Genomic DNA, 16,534 nt, shown 5'->3' with positions numbered 1-16,534 from the left:
AAATAAAAAACATCAAAGGGGATCTCAATGTTAAAAAAATGGAGTGTTCTTATATTCACTGTTTTTCTATTAGCAGGATGCGGCGAGAAGGCTGAAGAAACCACGCAAACCGAGAAGACGGTATCGACAATAAACACGGAGTCTGCTACTAAGAAGCAAGTAACCATCGAACAAATGAAACTGACAAAAAAAGAAAAAAACTTACTAGAAGCATCAACTACTAATGAAATGGTGGCTTTAACATTAAAAGGATTAACGAAGAAGGATAAGAGTATTACGTTTATCGGGAGTCATTATAAAAATGGGCGATTAGCTAATAAGGAAGCGTCATCTGCCACCTTTACTTTACATCAGGATGGAACCGACCAAACGATGAATGTGCTCTTACAATTAAGGCATGAGAAAGATACATATGAATCACAATTTAGTATGTGGTCAGACAACAAGAACGAGGGAATGACGAAAGCAACAGCAAGCTTTCCGTTCAAGATAAGTGACTATGTTTTTTCTGCACAATCTGAAACTGTCAAAGTCTCTTCTGGAGGAAAGGCACTGATTGCGTATACAGCGGCAATGGGGAAAGACGGAAATTCACCGATGCTTGAAGAGATTGAGAAAAATCCTAAGCAAGCGCTGAAGAATAAGTCACATGCCTACTTATTTTATATTCAGCTCGATAAATAACTATCGTAATATATACGGAGAATATGAAGTTTTTTGACGAAAAATCTTCATATTCTCTTGACGAATTGTTTAGGAAGTTGTAACATAATAAAGGTCAACGCGATGACGTTGCTTTTGAAAAATTGATGCGGGTGTAGTTTAGTGGTAAAACCTCAGCCTTCCAAGCTGATGTCGTGAGTTCGATTCTCATCACCCGCTCCAATACATAATTTTTGTTAATAACGCAGTATTTCGTTTCTTAGATAAACGAAGTGTTGCGTTTTTTATTATGTCAGTATAATGTGAAAAAGCACTGTCAAGCTACAGTGCTTTTTCAATAAGTTCATATTTACTTTCTCCACCATGTATTTGTACAAACATCTTCGTCAAGGATTGGATGAGAGCTTCACTCTTTTCCCGGGAAATAGATGGCGGAAACAGAATGATTTGCACAATGTTTTTTGTGTCTTGAGAAATGTGTGCTTTACTTGGTTGAGAAAATAATCCCTTAAGTCCTGCGTTGTCCTGCCATTCAATGTAACCACTCTCATGTTTTGCTAGTGAAAGCGGCTCTTCTATGCGATCAGCATCGAATGTCAGGATAGGCAAGAAATATTTTAAAGAGAAAAAGATCGACAAATCCTGTACGGAATTGGTCGAGTCAATAAATTGTTCCTTTTGGATATCAGCAAGAATTGGCAGGAAAGGAACGTCTTTTAAAAGGTCCGTCCATTCTTTGATTGCTGGTACTTCTTCTAAGACTTTATCTTCGTATTCAAAGAATAAAGATTCTTGAAACAGGCGTAGCCGGCCTTTTAACATTTGAGGGGATGTGCCAACTTCAATATGCGAATATTCAATCTGTCCAACATGGATAGACGGGTTGTCAGGATGAGAAATTTCCATATGTATCTTCACAGTGACTCACTCCAATCGGTCATGATACACTCGTATTATACTGAAAACAACAGAAGAAACAAAGAAAGGAGGTTTGCAAGGTGATTCATGTTGGAGAATTAAAAGAAGAATTGATTCAATATGCGAAAGAAATTGGTGTCGATAAAATCCGATTTGCAAGTGCTGATACATTTGATTCATTAAAAGATCGCCTCATCTTACATGAATCGTTAGGGTATTTGTCAGGCTTTGAAGAGCCTGATATCGAAAAACGAACAAACCCTTCTTTGCTGCTTCCGAAGGCCAAATCAATTGTTGCGATAGCGCTCGCGTATCCTTCCAAAATGAAAGATGCTCCTCGAAGTACAAAGGATGCAAGAAGAGGGATCTTTTGCCGTGCTTCTTGGGGAACAGACTATCATGTTGTGCTGAAAAAAAAGCTCGATATGCTCGAGGAATTCTTGCGAAGCAAACATGTCGATATACGAACAAAATCAATGGTGGATACAGGGGAGCTGTCCGATCGTGCAGTAGCGGAACGTGCTGGCATAGGTTTTAGTGCGAAGAACTGTATGATTATCACGCCAGAGTTTGGGTCTTACGTGTATTTGGCTGAAATGATCACAAATGTCCCATTTGAACCGGATGAAAAAATTGAAGACCAGTGCGGAACGTGTAATAAATGTGTTGATTCGTGTCCAACTGGTGCACTTGTAAATCCAGGACAGCTGAATTCCCAGCGATGTATTTCCTTTTTAACGCAAACGAAAGGATTTTTGCCTGACGAATTTCGTTCGAAAATAGGAAATCGATTGTACGGGTGTGATACGTGCCAAATTGTCTGCCCGATCAATAAAGGGAAGGACTTTCACCTGCATCCTGAAATGGAGCCGGACCCTGAAATTGCGAAGCCGCTCTTAAAGCCGCTTCTTACGATCAGTAATCGTGAGTTTAAGGAAAAATACGGTCATGTTTCAGGTTCATGGCGGGGGAAAAAGCCAATTCAGCGAAATGCGATTTTGGCACTTGCTCACTTTAAAGATACATCTGCCTTACCCGTGTTGATTGATTTGATGCACAAGGATCCAAGGCCTGTTATTCGAGGCACGGCTGCTTGGGCAATAGGGAAAATTGGCGATGAGCAGCTGCTCCCAGAGCTGGAAAAAGCCCTTGAGCGGGAAAGTGATGAGGAAGCGAAGCAAGAAATCATCAAAGGGATTGAGTTTTTACAGACACCTTTAAATACTAAATAACATCTCTGTGAACATAGAATGAACCAAACAGAGATTTTAAAAAAAGTTTGGCGGTGTCTGTGTGAAACAATTATTAGAGCAAACATTAGAAGACAGGCTTGGTTATTTATTAAATGGAAGTGCAATCAAACAGCCGCAGCTCATGTCTGATGTGGAAGCAGTCGAACGGAAAAAAGAGCTTTTTGCTAGAAGACAGGTGGAGATTGTCAAGGCGAAGGCGAAAGCAACACTCCTAGATTCAACGATTCAGGATGATGGGGCTCAGCATGTGCAGTATCTTGCTCATCTCACTTATGTATGCAAGGATGTAGACGATTCTTTTTATTTAGAGGAACAAGTAGAAAAAAGAGAAGCGTTCCTTTACAACGACATGCTTGTGAAAGATCGGATAATGTTAGAAAAGCGGCAAATGGAAGAGCAGGTGGATGAGCGCTTTCAGACAGAAGAACAGTTTGGGAGAGCCTTTCACTATGACCGGCGGGCAGCCGTACAATATGCGGAGACGTACTGGAATAAACGAAATCCCGCCTATAAAAACTTCGAAGATAACTGCACAAATTTTATTTCACAATGCTTGAAGGCAGGGAATGCGCCAACGAGAGGGTATCCGAACCGCGGATCTGGCTGGTGGGTGCGGTCGCACACGTGGAGCTATAGCTGGACGGTGGCTCATTCGATGAAAAATTATTTAGCGAATTCGAAAGCGGGTTTAAGAGCAAAGAAACTCAAGGAAGCGCAGGAGCTTCAAATTGGTGATGTCATTTGCTACGATTTTGAGGGAGATGGCAGGTATAATCATACAACCATTGTCGTCGATCACGATAAAGGCGGAATGCCTCTTGTGAATGCTCAGACATATGACAGCCGAATGCGTTATTGGTCGTATGAGGATTCGACCGCCTATACACCAGCTATTCGTTATACGTTTTTTCACATTTTGGACGATGCCGCGAAGGATAGTTAATGGTATAATGTTGAGCGGAAAAGAAAATTAGAGGTGAACTTTTTTGGGACTTCATGTCGTTTTATATCAACCAGAGATTCCAGCTAATACTGGAAATATTGCGCGTACATGTGCAGCAACAAATACAACCCTTCATCTGATTCGTCCGCTTGGTTTTTCGACAGATGATAAAATGCTGAAGCGTGCAGGACTCGATTATTGGAAATATGCCAATGTCGTCTATCATGACTCGCTTGATGAATTGTTTGAGGCTCATCCGAAGGGACAATTCTTCTATATCACAAAATTTGGCCAAAAGCCGCATACGACATTTGATTACTCTCAGTTAGATGAAGATTACTTCTTCGTTTTTGGCAGAGAGACAAGTGGATTGCCGAAAGATTTGATCGAGCGGAATATGGACCGCTGCCTTCGTTTACCGATGACAGAACATGTTCGTTCTCTGAATCTATCGAATACGGCAGCAATTCTTGTGTATGAGGCACTTCGACAGCAGCAATATCGAGATCTGATATAAGGTCAAGAAGAAAGCTGGGATACCAATCTCGGCTTTTTTTATATGAGATAAGGAACAAAATATGATTTGTTCAGTCTATTTTTTGACATATTGAAAAAATCGAAGCACAGTGAATATGCAAGTGCTAAAAACAACGAACTAAATGAAAAAAGGATGTTCCGCTCATGGAACATCCTTTTTTTCATTTACCAGGCTTGCCTTCGTAGCCAGCTGTGAAAATGGATACTAAAAACGTAATGATGACGCCCATCATAATGACCGTTCTCATATAAGCTCCCCCTTATCCCTTTGTTTCTATCGCTGCCTGTTTCATATGATGTGAAGTTCGCCTTGAAAAGCAGGAGAAGAAGATCATTTTTCTCCTGTTTTTCCTTTATTATGAAGGGTCTTGCGGATGGTTGTCAATTCAGTTTGCCAATTCGTCATTTTGAAGAACGAAAGCATGTAATAGGACGCCTCCGCATAGATTGTAAAACAGTATCTGATTACTTGCTTCAATCTTGAAAGAGGAGGTTCATATGGATATTTTAAAGAAAATTGAACAGCACAGAGAAGAAGAGCAGCGTCTTAAATGGGAAGGCACATTTGGCGAGTATTTAGACATTATAAAGGAAAATCCACTTGTCGCTCAATCTGCTCATTCTCGCGTTTATCATATGATTAAAGACAGCGGGATTGAAGAGGAGAATGGGGTCAGAACGTACAAATTTTTTGATCAGGAGCTTTTTGGATTAGAGGAATCATTGGAAAGATTAGTGGAGGAATACTTTCACCCTGCTGCCAAGCGCCTCGATGTGAGGAAGCGTATTTTGTTATTGATGGGACCAGTGAGCGGGGGGAAATCTACGCTTGTTACTAGGCTGAAAAGAGGACTAGAGGAATATTCACTGACAGATCATGGCGCAGTCTATGCGATCAAAGGCTGCCCGATGCATGAAGATCCGCTTCATCTTATTCCGCAAAATCTGCGGGAGGATTTTTATAGAGAATATGGCATTCGTGTGCAGGGGAATTTGTCTCCTCTGAATATGATGAGGCTGGAAGAGGAATATGGCGGACGAATTGAGGATGTAAGGGTTGAACGGATCTTCTTCTCAGAGGATAAACGGACCGGTATTGGTACCTTTAGTCCGTCTGATCCGAAATCTCAGGACATTGCTGATTTAACAGGAAGCATCGATTTTTCAACCATTGCTGAATTTGGCTCAGAGTCAGATCCAAGGGCCTACCGCTTTGATGGAGAACTCAATAAAGCAAACCGAGGGATGATGGAGTTTCAGGAGATGTTAAAGTGTGATGAGAAGTTTCTATGGCATCTTCTGTCATTAACGCAGGAAGGAAATTTTAAAGCAGGCCGTTTTGCCTTGATTAGTGCAGATGAATTGATCGTTGCTCATACGAATGAAACCGAGTACCGGTCGTTTATTTCAAATAAAAAGAACGAGGCCTTGCATTCAAGAATTATTGTGATGCCGATTCCTTATAACTTGAAGGTGACAGAGGAGGAACGCATTTATCATAAAATGATTTCAGAAAGTGATGTTTCTGATGTGCATATTGCCCCGCATACGCTGAAAGTAGCAGCGATGTTCTCCATTTTGACAAGACTCAAAGAGCCGAAGCGTTCTGATATTGATTTGGTGAAAAAAATGCGTCTGTATGACGGAGAAAGTGTCGAAGGCTTCCAATCTGCTGATATTGATGAGATGAAAAAGGAATTTCATGATGAAGGGATGAGCGGAATTGATCCGCGATATGTGATTAACCGCATTTCCTCCACTATCATCCGGAAGAATATGGAGTCGATCAATGCGCTGGATGTTCTTCGTTCGTTAAAAGAAGGACTCGATCAGCATCCGTCTATCTCAAGCGAGGACCGGGAGCGCTATTTGAATTTTATTTCTGTTGCGCGAAAAGAGTACGACGATATTGCCAAGAAGGAAGTACAAAAGGCATTTGTGTATTCCTATGAGGAGTCTGCGAAAACACTGATGGATAATTACTTAGATAATGTCGAGGCCTATTGCAACAAAAACAAGCTGCGTGATCCGTTAACCGGTGAAGAAATGAATCCTGATGAAAAGCTTATGCGTTCAATTGAAGAGCAGATCGGAATTTCTGAAAATGCGAAAAAGGCATTTAGAGAAGAAATTCTGATTCGTATTTCGGCTTATGCGAGAAAGGGCAAACGCTTTGATTATAATTCTCATGAGAGATTGCGTGAGGCGATTCAGAAGAAGCTGTTTGCTGATTTAAAAGATGTGGTGAAAATCACGACGTCAACGAAGACACCGGATGAACAGCAGCTGAAGAAAGTGAATGAAGTAGTGGCTAGATTAATTGATGAACATGGCTATAATTCAACAAGTGCAAATGAACTTTTAAAATATGTAGGCAGTCTTCTTAATCGTTAATAAAGGAAGGAGGCATTATTGGCGCACCTGCACCGGTAATGTCTTTTTTAGAAATGACCGTCAACTTGGGTGACGAGCAGCATAAGATAAAGGAATCGGTGGTTATAAGAATTGTGCAAACAGGTGAGGAGGGGGATGGATGTCCCGGCAAGAAAAAAGTCAGTTTATTGTATCTCAGGAAGACTGGTCCCTCCATCGAAAAGGCTATGACGACCAGCAGCGTCATCAGAAAAAGGTCAAAGAAGCGATTAAAAACAATTTGCCGGATCTTGTCACAGAAGAAAGCATTATCATGTCTAACGGAAAAGATGTTGTGAAAATTCCAATTCGTTCGTTAGATGAATATAAAATTCGGTACAACTACGATAAAAATAAGCATGTGGGTCAAGGTGATGGAGATAGCGAGGTAGGCGATATTGTCGCACGTGATGGATCAGACAGTAAGCAAGGGCAAGGAAAGGGGCAGAGCGCAGGAGATCAGGCTGGAGAGGATTATTACGAAGCAGAGGTCTCATTAATGGATCTTGAGGAAGCGCTGTTTCGGGAATTAGAGCTACCAAACCTTAAACAAAAGGAGCTTGACGACATTATTGTCGAGCAAATTGAGTTTAACGATATTCGCAAAACCGGGTTAACAGGGAATATTCATAAAAAACGAACGATGCTCTCAGCATTTAAACGAAATGCAATGACAGGCAGTCCTTCCTTTTATCCAATCTACCCAGAGGATATCAAATATAAGACGTGGAATGAAGTGACCAAACCAGAGTCGAAAGCCGTCGTTTTGGCAATGATGGATACGAGCGGAAGTATGGGACTTTGGGAAAAATATATGGCGAGAAGTTTTTTCTTTTGGATGACACGTTTCTTACGGACAAAGTATGAGACGGTCGATATTGAATTTATTGCCCATCATACAGAGGCGAAGGTTGTGGATGAAGAGCATTTCTTCTCGCGCGGTGAGAGCGGGGGGACGATTTGCTCCTCTGTCTATCGAAAAGCACTAGAGCTCATAGACGAACGTTATCCACCATCGCGATATAATATTTATCCTTTTCATTTTTCTGATGGAGACAATCTGACCTCAGACAATGCACGGTGCGTAAAGCTAGTTTCTGAAATTATGAAAAAAGCCAATTTATTCTGTTATGGTGAAGTGAATCAATACAACCGGCATTCTACATTAATGTCAGCATATAAGCATATACAGGATGAGAAATTTAAGCATTATATTTTGAAGCAAAAATCAGATGTTTTTCTCGCCCTAAAAAAATTTTTTCAGCAGGAAGAAGTTCTTTCGTAAATAGCACATTTGAAAAAACCTTTCAGCATAAGGGCTGAAGGGTTTTTTGTATGGAGAAGGAAGGGATCACCAGAAAAAAAGTAAAACTTTCTCTTTGACATTTCAATTTTCATTTATTAATATTTAATCTTGTTAAATATAAGTTTTTCAAAAAAGATGCCGATCGTCTTTTCTTCTTTTTCTACTCTTTGCTCATGAGTGAACAATAAGTATAAATGGGCTGCACACCATTATTCATGCGGGGAAGATGAAGGAGATATAACAGTTTTATGAGCTTGCTTCATATTCTGTCAGATGATGGGCATTCTAAGTTTGCTAAAGCAGATGACACTATATTTTTATACATGAAAGGAGAAACAAAACATGAACAGAGGGCGTTTATTGCTAACGAACATTATTGGCCTTATTGTAATTCTTGCCATTATTGCCGGAGGTGCTTATTACTACTACGAAAGCACAAATTTTGTCAAAACTGACGAGGCGAAAGTGACAGGTGACATGTATCAAATCACAGCACCAGCAGCTGGACAAATCAAAGGCTGGGATATCAATGAAGGTGACGAAGTGCAAAAAGACAGCACAGTTGCAAAAGTTGAAGGAGAAACAAAAACAAACATTAAATCAGTGGCTGATGGCACATTAGTCAAAAAAGAAGTACAAAACAATCAACAAGTGCAGCCTGGTACAGTTCTTGGTGAAACGATTGATTTAAGCAAGCTTTACATCACAGCCAATATCAAAGAAACAGATATTAAAAACATTGAAAAAGGCGACAAAGTTGACATCGTCGTAGATGGTGATCCTGATACAACATTTGAAGGAACAGTTGAACAAATTGGTTATGCGACAAACTCAACATTCAGCATGCTGCCAGCAACAAATTCAAGTGGTAACTATACAAAAGTCACACAAAAAGTAGCAGTGAAAATTTCAATTAAAAATCCATCAGACAAAGTACTTCCTGGTATGAATGCTTCTGTCAAAATTTCATCTTAATGATGATTGATATCAAAAAATGAAAGGAGGTTGTCTGAGATGGCAAATCAACCTGCAGCAACAAAACAGGGAGCAGGCTCCTTGTCTTTACTGATCATTTTAATGGCCGGCTTGTTCGTAGCGATTTTGAACCAAACTCTTCTGAACGTAGCCATGCCCCATTTAATGACTGAATTTAATGTGAGTGCAACGACGATTCAGTGGCTTACAACAGGTTATATGCTTGTCAACGGTGTGCTGATTCCGTTATCTGCGTTTTTAATCACACGCTTTGGACAGCGCAGCTTATTCTTAGTTGCCATGATCTCGTTTACACTAGGGACCTTTATTTGCGGGATTGCGCCGAACTTTTCAACGATGCTTATCGGTCGTTTGATTCAGGCAATCGGCGGCGGTATTCTGCAGCCGCTTGTGATGACAACAATCCTTTTTATTTTCCCTCCTGAAAACAGAGGGAAAGGAATGGGGATTTTCGGTCTTGCAATGATGTTTGCTCCAGCGGTAGGACCAACATTATCTGGTTACATTATTGAACATTATTCTTGGCGTATTATGTTTTATGGACTTGTTCCAATCGGAGCAATTGTCATTATCGCGGCTTTCTTTATGTTTAGAAATATTGTAGAGCCTAAAAAGATCAAGCTGGACGGCCTTGGTGCGATTCTTTCCATCGTTGGTTTTGCTTCACTTCTATACGGAGTGAGTGAAGCCGGAAGTGATGGCTGGACAGATCCGATCGTCTTATCGACGATTATTGTTGGTGCGATTGCGATCATTCTCTTTATTTTCCAACAGCTGAAAGTTGATAATCCGATGCTTGATTTCCGTGTGTTTAAATACAGCATTTTCTCATTATCAAGTGTTATTAATATTATTATTACAGTTGCCTTATACACTGGGATGTTCTTACTTCCGATTTATCTGCAGAACCTCGTTGGATTTACGGCATTGCAATCCGGGCTATTAATGCTTCCGGGGGCACTTGCGATGCTGATTATGTCCCCGATTTCAGGGATTTTGTTTGATAAATTTGGACCTCGTCCGCTTGCGATTGTGGGGATGCTCATTACCGTTGTCACCACATTCGAGTTTACAAGGCTGACCATTGATACATCATATAGTCACATTGTACTCATGTATGCAGTGCGTGCATTCGGTATGTCACTCCTTATGATGCCGGTGATGACAGCTGGGATGAACCAATTACCACAGCACTTAAACAGCCATGGTACAGCGATGTCTAATACATTAAGACAAATAAGCGGTTCGATCGGTACGAGTTTGATCACAACGATTTATACGAATCGGACAACATTCCATTATTCCAATATGGCGGATCAAACAAATACAGCGGACCCATTCTTTATGAATTCATTCCAGGCGGCTGTGTCGAATGTGATGCATCATATGGGCATGACAGCTGAAGCTGCTCAAAAATATGTATCCACCCAGCTCTTTACGAAAGCACAGGTTGATTCAAACGTAATGGGTATCAATGATGCTTACATGTGGGTAACGTTATTCTGTGCCGCTGGTGTCATTCTTAGCTTGTTCCTGCGTGATGTACGTAAGGATAAAAAGCGAAAAGATCAGCAGCATAAAAAACAAGAAATAACACTGCTTCCAGCACCTAAGGAAGCAAACCAAGATGCAAGATAAGTGTGGAGGGACCGTACATGAAAATTTATGTCGTATACGATAGTGAAGGTAACCATACAAAAGCACTGGCAGAAGCAATTGCAGCAGGCGCAGGTGAAACAGAGCAGGCTGAAGTATTCGTTGATCACGTGAAAGATGCGGATATTCGCAAGCTGGATCAAATGGATGCGATCATTTGGGGCTGCCCTGGTCACTTTGGGACCATTAGTGCTGGATTAAAGACATGGATTGACCGTCTTGGCTACCTATGGGCAGAGGGAAAACTAATCGATAAAGTCGGTGCCGTTTTCTGTACAACTGCTACAACGCACGGCGGTTTAGAAATGACGATGCATAATTTGATTACACCAATGTTCCACCAAGGGATGCTTGTCGTTGGTCTTCCTGGAAATGTGCCAGAAAATGCTTTATACGGCTCTTACTATGGAGCAGGTGTGACATGTCCGATTGATTCTGATGAAGTGATTTCGACAGAAGGCATTGAACTCGGGAAAGCATTAGGAAGACGTGTAGCATCAGTCACTGCGTCATTTAAGCGATAAGGAGAGGGTTCTTTTGGCGACGATTATTGTAGCGTTAGTAGCTGCTGTTCTAGTCATTATCGGATTAGTAGCATTCAATGTCAGACACGCTTCGGTCGAGAAGAAAGAGATCAATGAAGATGTGCCCAATCAGCCTGACGTGCCCCGTAGCGAGTCAGAAGTTGCGGCGAGACCTGTAGAGCCTGAAGTAGAAGAGGAAGCGTCAACGCCTTCTCAAACGGATGAACGAGTGTCTGGTGATGATTTCTATAGACAGGCGCTTCAAAAGTTTAAGCAGCCAGAACCACCTGTCAAAGAAGAAGAGCCAGAAACTAAAATGAATGATGATATGTATCGTTCTGCTTTGCAGAAGCTAAAGCAGAACGACAAATAAAAAAGAGAACCTCTCGTCAGGTTCTCTTTTTTTATAGCACAAAAAAACCGCCGGCAGAAGCCGGGCGGTTTTCCTTCACTCTATAAAGTGCTAAAGAGCAGATGCTCTTAAATTACGCTTTGTTAACGTTAGCAGCTTGTGGTCCACGGTTACCTTCAACGATTTCGAAAGAAACTGCTTGACCTTCTTCTAAAGTTTTGAAGCCTTCGCCTTGGATAGCAGAGAAGTGAACGAATACATCGTCTTGACCTTCTACTTCGATGAATCCGAAACCTTTTTCAGAGTTGAACCATTTTACTTTACCTTCTAACATGAAATTTCCTCCTAAAGCGATCTTAACGCTTAAATTCACTATTCTTGCTCTTACACAAACTTCAAAGACGAAAACTCTTTCAAAACTTTCTTCTTAAAGATGATACGAACAAAAATAATTACCTTTACTTTACCAGTGTTTGCGGGAAAAAACAACTGTTATCCAAAAACTTTTTTAAAAATAATTAGCGCTAACAAATTGAGGAAAAAGCCTATGTTCATTGGCCTCTTTTTCTCCCTGAGAAGCTCACTTGATTTCGGCCAGACTGCTTCGCTTTATAGAGCTCTTGGTCAGCTATAATCGGTAATTGCTTGATATTTGGACTTGTCCCGGGGAAATACGCACACCCAAGTGATACTGTAATATGAATGGACATGCCATTTTGTAAATAAATCGGCTGATCTGCTATTTTTCTTCGTAAGCGTTCTGCAATCTGCCATGTTTTTTCAACTGTACAATTGGGTAGAAGGACGGCAAATTCCTCACCGCCAATTCGGCCAATATAATCTGAGCTTCTTGTGTTTTTCATCAGCCTTTTTCCGATTTCTTTTAAAACCATATCTCCCTCATGATGTCCATATTGGTCATTGATGGATTTGAAGTAATCGATGTCTAAGTAAATAAGGGATATTTGATGGATAGGCTGCTTAAATTTCATCGAAAAAGCATCATTTAAGACCTCATCGAACTTCCGCTTATTTAAAACACCTGTTAAAAAGTCATAATGAGCTTGGAATTTATACAAATTTAACAGCTGATATGCTTTTGTTTGATGCTCAATGACGTAAAAGTTAAACAGTCCTGCAACATATGAGAACATCCAATAAGCAAAATGCAGTTCAAATGATGTCTCATGCACGATCATGATAAACAGGCTTGTGGCAATGACATTACCTAACGTAATGGACAAAAGCATTTTCATAACTTGATTCATATGGCGCTCAGCAATTAAAAAAGAAGCTGTTGCGATGATCATCATGGAAAAAATATTGATGAAAGAAGCGACGTTGGCTTCGATTAATAATCGACCAATGATTACAACACAGGCTGCAATGATGGTTTGGGCGATGCCTCCATAAAAGGCCGTTAAAATAAGGGGGATATGTCTTAAATCGATGATGGCTGGTCCTGCTTTGATAGAGAAGAACATTAAGAGGACACCGAGTAACCCAGAAAGAATGCCTTTGAATAGTTGTCTGAGCAGGGTATCTTCTTTCTTAAGAAAATTCTCTTTAAACACAAGCAGAAATAGATAATGAAAAGTGACAAGAATTGTTAAATTAATAAAGAGGTCTCTTAGCAAAATTAAATCACCTTTTTAAAATTACTAAAATTTGTTGCAAAAGAAAAGGGGAAAAAGGATAATTAATAAAAATTTCACTTATAAGGGGATCGAAACATATGCGAGGAAAACGCTTCCCAGATGAAACGGACTGGCTTTCTTTTTTTGAAACGGAGCCTGATGAAAGGTTCGAGAAAGGGATGCCTATTGAATATCAAAGCCTGACATTTCGATTTGAGAATCAAGACGAGCGTTTCGTTGTCACGATGTACCTTGGAAGTCAAGAATTTACGTTAAAAGCTGTTCGAAAAAAAGATGGATCTGTTTTAGGCATTTATGATTTTAAAACCGTGCAACATGTAGAGATAAAAAAAGACAAGCAATACGAAAAAGAGCTTTTAATCATAGTGGAAGCTTATGGCGATTTTATCACAACAGTTGAAATCACCTTTTTACCTTTCTTCTCTGTGATGATGAAAGAACATTTTTCAGGAGAATAAACAGGAGCCTCTATTCATAAAGGCTCCTGTTTTCTTATTTGTGCTCGATGTCATTGATCACTTGCTGGATTGATTCATCATCCATCACATTCATGACACTTTCATCAATATGAAGAGACTGTGCATAAGATTCTCTTGGCTGATGGTTTCTTGATGTCGATTGGTGCTGATTCGTATGATTTGGCTGTACAGCAGTGAATGCCTGCTTCATCATTTGTCCGATTTCCGCAGTGCCCTTTGATTCTTTCTGTGCGTGTGACTCTTGTCGAGACGATTCATGGTGCTGTTGATCTTTTCCCTTCATCATTGAAGACATATTCATTTGCGTCATGCTTTTCAGTCTTCTTCGTAAAACTGGGGAAAATAATGCAATGATGGCTGTAGATGCTGCGATCATTGCGCCAGTGCTCATGCCTTTTCTTTTTTTAAACAAACGAATCCCTCCATTTGATCGTGATGATTCTTCTTCATCATGTTTAGGATGACCAAACAAAGCTGAATTATGAATTCAATTCGCTTAAAGAGAGGATGTATGCATAAAAAGCCGACTGGATGAAAAACCTAAGAGCAAAAGGAGGGAATAAATGATGAATAAGAAATGGATGCTATCTTTACTACTCGTTCCAGCATTGATCACCACTGGATGTGGTATGAACAACCAGGGCGATGAGCGAAGAGGAACAATGAAACGACAGTATGAAAATGTCACATATAAGAATGACAACATGAGGCAGGATCAGCCAGATGTTCAAACACCTCAGAAGGTCAAAGTGGCAGATAAAGCGTCAGAGCTAGTAGCCAACATGTCTGAAGTAAAAACAGCGAACGTACTTGTTACAGGAAAGAATGCATTTGTTGCCGTTATGCTTGAAGGCGATAAAAGCGGTAATGTAACAGAAGATTTGAAAAAGAAAATTTCTGATAAAGTCAAATCAACGGATCAACAAATCGACAATGTGTATGTATCTGCGAATCCAGACTTTGTCGATCGTATGGAAGGGTACGGAAAACGTATTAGAAGCGGAGAGCCCATCTCAGGATTTTTCGATGAATTTACTGAAACGGTCAGACGTGTCTTCCCTGAATCAAAATAACTACGACAAAAGCCGTATGTCATATGCGGCTTTTTTGTTTGGAACCGCACCTTGCGCACCTGACTGCATAAAGTAAAAAATATATCACCTCTTGTTGATCTTTGTTTCTTCATAGAAAGAGAAAGAGGCTGCAGGATGAATTCAGGTGGGGAGCAAATGAAAGCCAAGCCGTCATTGATTCATAAAAAGCTTGTAGGCGGAATGATAGCAGCAGGTCTCATTTTTTATGCTTTCACCGCATACTTGATTTATGTTGCGTTTCAGCTGACAGGACAATATTTAGAGCAGCAGTCTTCTCCTAAAACGATTTTAACGGAGGGACTCAATAAGCAAGTCTATGAACATATTAGAATATACTATGCAGAGGAAGAGGACGCTTTTGTTGATTTAACAATTGAGGCCATGGATCAGGCAAAGAAGAGGACAGCGTCAGTATTTCATTTTGAAACTGACAAACCTTTAGACATTATTTATTTTGATGATAAAGAGACAATCGAGCAATTTGCAGGAATTAAGCATATTACGGGTTTTTACTCCGATCATGATCAAATGATAGGGTTATATCCAGATAAGCGGGAAGCATTATTGAAGAAAGAGACACTCCCTTTATACTTTTTCAACACGTTATTGATTCATGAATATGCTCACTTTGTTTTCTATGAAAAAGTTCATTCTTACGAAGTGTCTTCGGTGATCTTTCCCCTTTGGTTCCATGAGGGAACAGCAGAATGGACGGCCTATGACGTGTTAAATGCCACGTCTGAACGGTTCGACGTCATTCCCTTTCAATTTCTTCATTCCGATCAAGATTGGCAGGACTCCCGAATGACGTATGAGACAGATGTTTATGTGCAAAGCTACTATATGATTTATGAGCTCGTGCAGCTTTATGGACGAGACGTCATACATGAGATTATGGAGGAAACGGCGAAGACTGGCCGTTTTGATAGAGGTTTTGAACAAGCGACAGGACAACGTTTGGCAGATTTTGAAGAGCAATTTAAACTGAGTTATCAAAGAAAAAACGGCTGACCTGAGGATATAGGTCGGCCGTTTTTTGTTTAATGAAGCGGTTTTTGCTGATTGGCTTTGTTTGGCGGCATTTGAACTTGGCCCTTCATTGGGGCAAATGTAGACGTCATCGCCTGCATATCTTGAGCTGTAAGCTGCGGAACTTGATAATAGCTATGTTTATTTTGATATAAGAAAATTTCATACGCCATTTCAATAAAGTTCGGAATTTGCGCTGCAAGCACACGTCGCACCACAGGGTTTGTTACCTCTAGTGCAGTCATTGAAAGTAATCCAGCATGTGATTTCACGAGACCTAGCATATGCCCTGTAATTCCCGAGTCCTTTACATCCTGTAACGATTGATTTGGCTTCTTAGGCTGAGATGGTTTTAACCCGTATGTCACCTGTGTTTGTTCTTTCATCATATACGTAGATGTTTCTTCACTAGGCTTTTGACCAGTAGAAAAACAATCTACCGTGACATTATACTGTGACAATACAAATTGATATTGTCGATCTAAAATGTCGGATAATGCGGGATCTTGGATGAATTGGCGAAAGATCATGTATTGATCCAAAATATTAATGGTCCCTGCTAATACTTCATGTAAATCAAATAACTCATGCCCGCCATGATTGAATTGGGGCTGCTGGACATTTCCTTGAACGTTTGTCTGCTGATCGTTTTGCATAGAGATTCCTCCTATTGTTTATACATTCTGTTTTAATGTGAGGAAGTTTTCCTTCTTT

The 16,534-nt window shown here is 40.3% G+C and carries 18 protein-coding genes and 1 tRNA gene; 14 read left to right on the top strand and 5 right to left on the bottom strand.

Annotated elements, in window-relative coordinates:
• Nucleotides 1-27 precede the first annotated feature (27 nt).
• Together MHH40_RS05890 and MHH40_RS05885 are read left to right on the top strand one after the other, a co-directional pair.
• Nucleotides 28-684 (top strand): hypothetical protein, encoded by a 657-nt coding sequence (locus tag MHH40_RS05890; RefSeq protein ID WP_050945443.1) that lies wholly within the window; start codon nucleotides 28-30, stop codon nucleotides 682-684.
• A gap of 127 nt (nucleotides 685-811) precedes the next feature.
• A tRNA-Gly gene (locus MHH40_RS05885) sits at nucleotides 812-885 on the top strand.
• Nucleotides 886-984: 99 nt separating this feature from the next.
• Here the strand turns inward: MHH40_RS05885 and MHH40_RS05880 are convergent.
• Nucleotides 985-1,581, bottom strand: coding sequence for a hypothetical protein (locus MHH40_RS05880; RefSeq protein ID WP_233421736.1), 597 nt, complete (start codon nucleotides 1,579-1,581; stop codon nucleotides 985-987).
• An 83-nt stretch (nucleotides 1,582-1,664) separates the two neighbouring features.
• Here MHH40_RS05880 and queG point away from each other — a divergent pair, with 83 nt between their 5' ends.
• From queG to MHH40_RS05835, 9 genes are all read left to right on the top strand, one after another.
• Complete coding sequence (queG, locus tag MHH40_RS05875) at nucleotides 1,665-2,813, top strand: tRNA epoxyqueuosine(34) reductase QueG (protein WP_050945476.1); 1,149 nt, start codon at nucleotides 1,665-1,667, stop codon at nucleotides 2,811-2,813.
• Between the two features lie 61 nt (nucleotides 2,814-2,874).
• Complete coding sequence (locus MHH40_RS05870; RefSeq protein ID WP_050945442.1) at nucleotides 2,875-3,777, top strand: amidase domain-containing protein; 903 nt, start codon at nucleotides 2,875-2,877, stop codon at nucleotides 3,775-3,777.
• Between the two features lie 43 nt (nucleotides 3,778-3,820).
• A complete protein-coding gene (trmL, locus tag MHH40_RS05865; RefSeq protein ID WP_003211950.1) occupies nucleotides 3,821-4,294 on the top strand; it encodes a tRNA (uridine(34)/cytosine(34)/5-carboxymethylaminomethyluridine(34)-2'-O)-methyltransferase TrmL in 474 nt (157 codons plus the stop codon).
• 518 nt (nucleotides 4,295-4,812) lie between these two features.
• Nucleotides 4,813-6,708: a PrkA family serine protein kinase gene (locus MHH40_RS05860; protein WP_003211752.1), complete on the top strand. Its 1,896-nt coding sequence runs from the start codon at nucleotides 4,813-4,815 to the stop codon at nucleotides 6,706-6,708.
• Between the two features lie 139 nt (nucleotides 6,709-6,847).
• Nucleotides 6,848-8,011 (top strand): sporulation protein YhbH, encoded by a 1,164-nt coding sequence (gene yhbH, locus MHH40_RS05855; protein ID WP_003211440.1) that lies wholly within the window; start codon nucleotides 6,848-6,850, stop codon nucleotides 8,009-8,011.
• A 363-nt stretch (nucleotides 8,012-8,374) separates the two neighbouring features.
• Nucleotides 8,375-9,007: an HlyD family efflux transporter periplasmic adaptor subunit gene (locus MHH40_RS05850; protein WP_003211200.1), complete on the top strand. Its 633-nt coding sequence runs from the start codon at nucleotides 8,375-8,377 to the stop codon at nucleotides 9,005-9,007.
• 39 nt (nucleotides 9,008-9,046) lie between these two features.
• Nucleotides 9,047-10,666: a DHA2 family efflux MFS transporter permease subunit gene (locus MHH40_RS05845; RefSeq protein ID WP_050945441.1), complete on the top strand. Its 1,620-nt coding sequence runs from the start codon at nucleotides 9,047-9,049 to the stop codon at nucleotides 10,664-10,666.
• A gap of 17 nt (nucleotides 10,667-10,683) precedes the next feature.
• A complete protein-coding gene (locus tag MHH40_RS05840) occupies nucleotides 10,684-11,208 on the top strand; it encodes a flavodoxin family protein (protein WP_003210946.1) in 525 nt (174 codons plus the stop codon).
• A gap of 13 nt (nucleotides 11,209-11,221) precedes the next feature.
• Nucleotides 11,222-11,581 (top strand): hypothetical protein, encoded by a 360-nt coding sequence (locus MHH40_RS05835; RefSeq protein WP_003211027.1) that lies wholly within the window; start codon nucleotides 11,222-11,224, stop codon nucleotides 11,579-11,581.
• 112 nt (nucleotides 11,582-11,693) lie between these two features.
• Here the strand turns inward: MHH40_RS05835 and cspB are convergent, their stop codons facing one another.
• Together cspB and MHH40_RS05825 are read right to left on the bottom strand one after the other, a co-directional pair.
• Entirely contained in the window at nucleotides 11,694-11,894 is a 201-nt protein-coding gene (gene cspB, locus MHH40_RS05830; RefSeq protein ID WP_003212277.1) for a cold shock-like protein CspB, read from the bottom strand.
• A 217-nt stretch (nucleotides 11,895-12,111) separates the two neighbouring features.
• The gene (locus tag MHH40_RS05825; RefSeq protein ID WP_003211754.1) at nucleotides 12,112-13,197 is read right to left on the bottom strand and encodes a GGDEF domain-containing protein; all 1,086 of its coding nucleotides are present in this window, start codon (nucleotides 13,195-13,197) and stop codon (nucleotides 12,112-12,114) included.
• 98 nt (nucleotides 13,198-13,295) lie between these two features.
• On the opposite strand from MHH40_RS05825, the gene MHH40_RS05820 reads away from it, so the two are divergent.
• Nucleotides 13,296-13,676: a hypothetical protein gene (locus MHH40_RS05820; RefSeq protein ID WP_003211455.1), complete on the top strand. Its 381-nt coding sequence runs from the start codon at nucleotides 13,296-13,298 to the stop codon at nucleotides 13,674-13,676.
• 34 nt (nucleotides 13,677-13,710) lie between these two features.
• Here the strand turns inward: MHH40_RS05820 and MHH40_RS05815 are convergent, their stop codons facing one another.
• Entirely contained in the window at nucleotides 13,711-14,109 is a 399-nt protein-coding gene (locus MHH40_RS05815; RefSeq protein WP_050945440.1) for a hypothetical protein, read from the bottom strand.
• Between the two features lie 151 nt (nucleotides 14,110-14,260).
• On the opposite strand from MHH40_RS05815, the gene MHH40_RS05810 reads away from it, so the two are divergent.
• Together MHH40_RS05810 and MHH40_RS05805 are read left to right on the top strand one after the other, a co-directional pair.
• Entirely contained in the window at nucleotides 14,261-14,770 is a 510-nt protein-coding gene (locus MHH40_RS05810; protein WP_003211812.1) for a YhcN/YlaJ family sporulation lipoprotein, read from the top strand.
• Between the two features lie 156 nt (nucleotides 14,771-14,926).
• On the top strand, nucleotides 14,927-15,802 hold the full coding sequence (locus MHH40_RS05805; RefSeq protein ID WP_050945475.1) for a hypothetical protein: 876 nt from the start codon (nucleotides 14,927-14,929) through the stop codon (nucleotides 15,800-15,802).
• A gap of 29 nt (nucleotides 15,803-15,831) precedes the next feature.
• On the opposite strand, the gene MHH40_RS05800 is transcribed toward MHH40_RS05805, so the two are convergent.
• Complete coding sequence (locus MHH40_RS05800) at nucleotides 15,832-16,476, bottom strand: spore coat protein (RefSeq protein WP_050945439.1); 645 nt, start codon at nucleotides 16,474-16,476, stop codon at nucleotides 15,832-15,834.
• Between the last annotated feature and the right edge of the window lie 58 nt (nucleotides 16,477-16,534).

The organism is Bacillus sp. FSL K6-2431 (assembly GCF_038005165.1).
Lineage (GTDB): Bacteria > Bacillota > Bacilli > Bacillales > Bacillaceae > Bacillus > Bacillus pumilus.
This window is presented reverse-complemented; position numbering and strand designations above follow the sequence as displayed.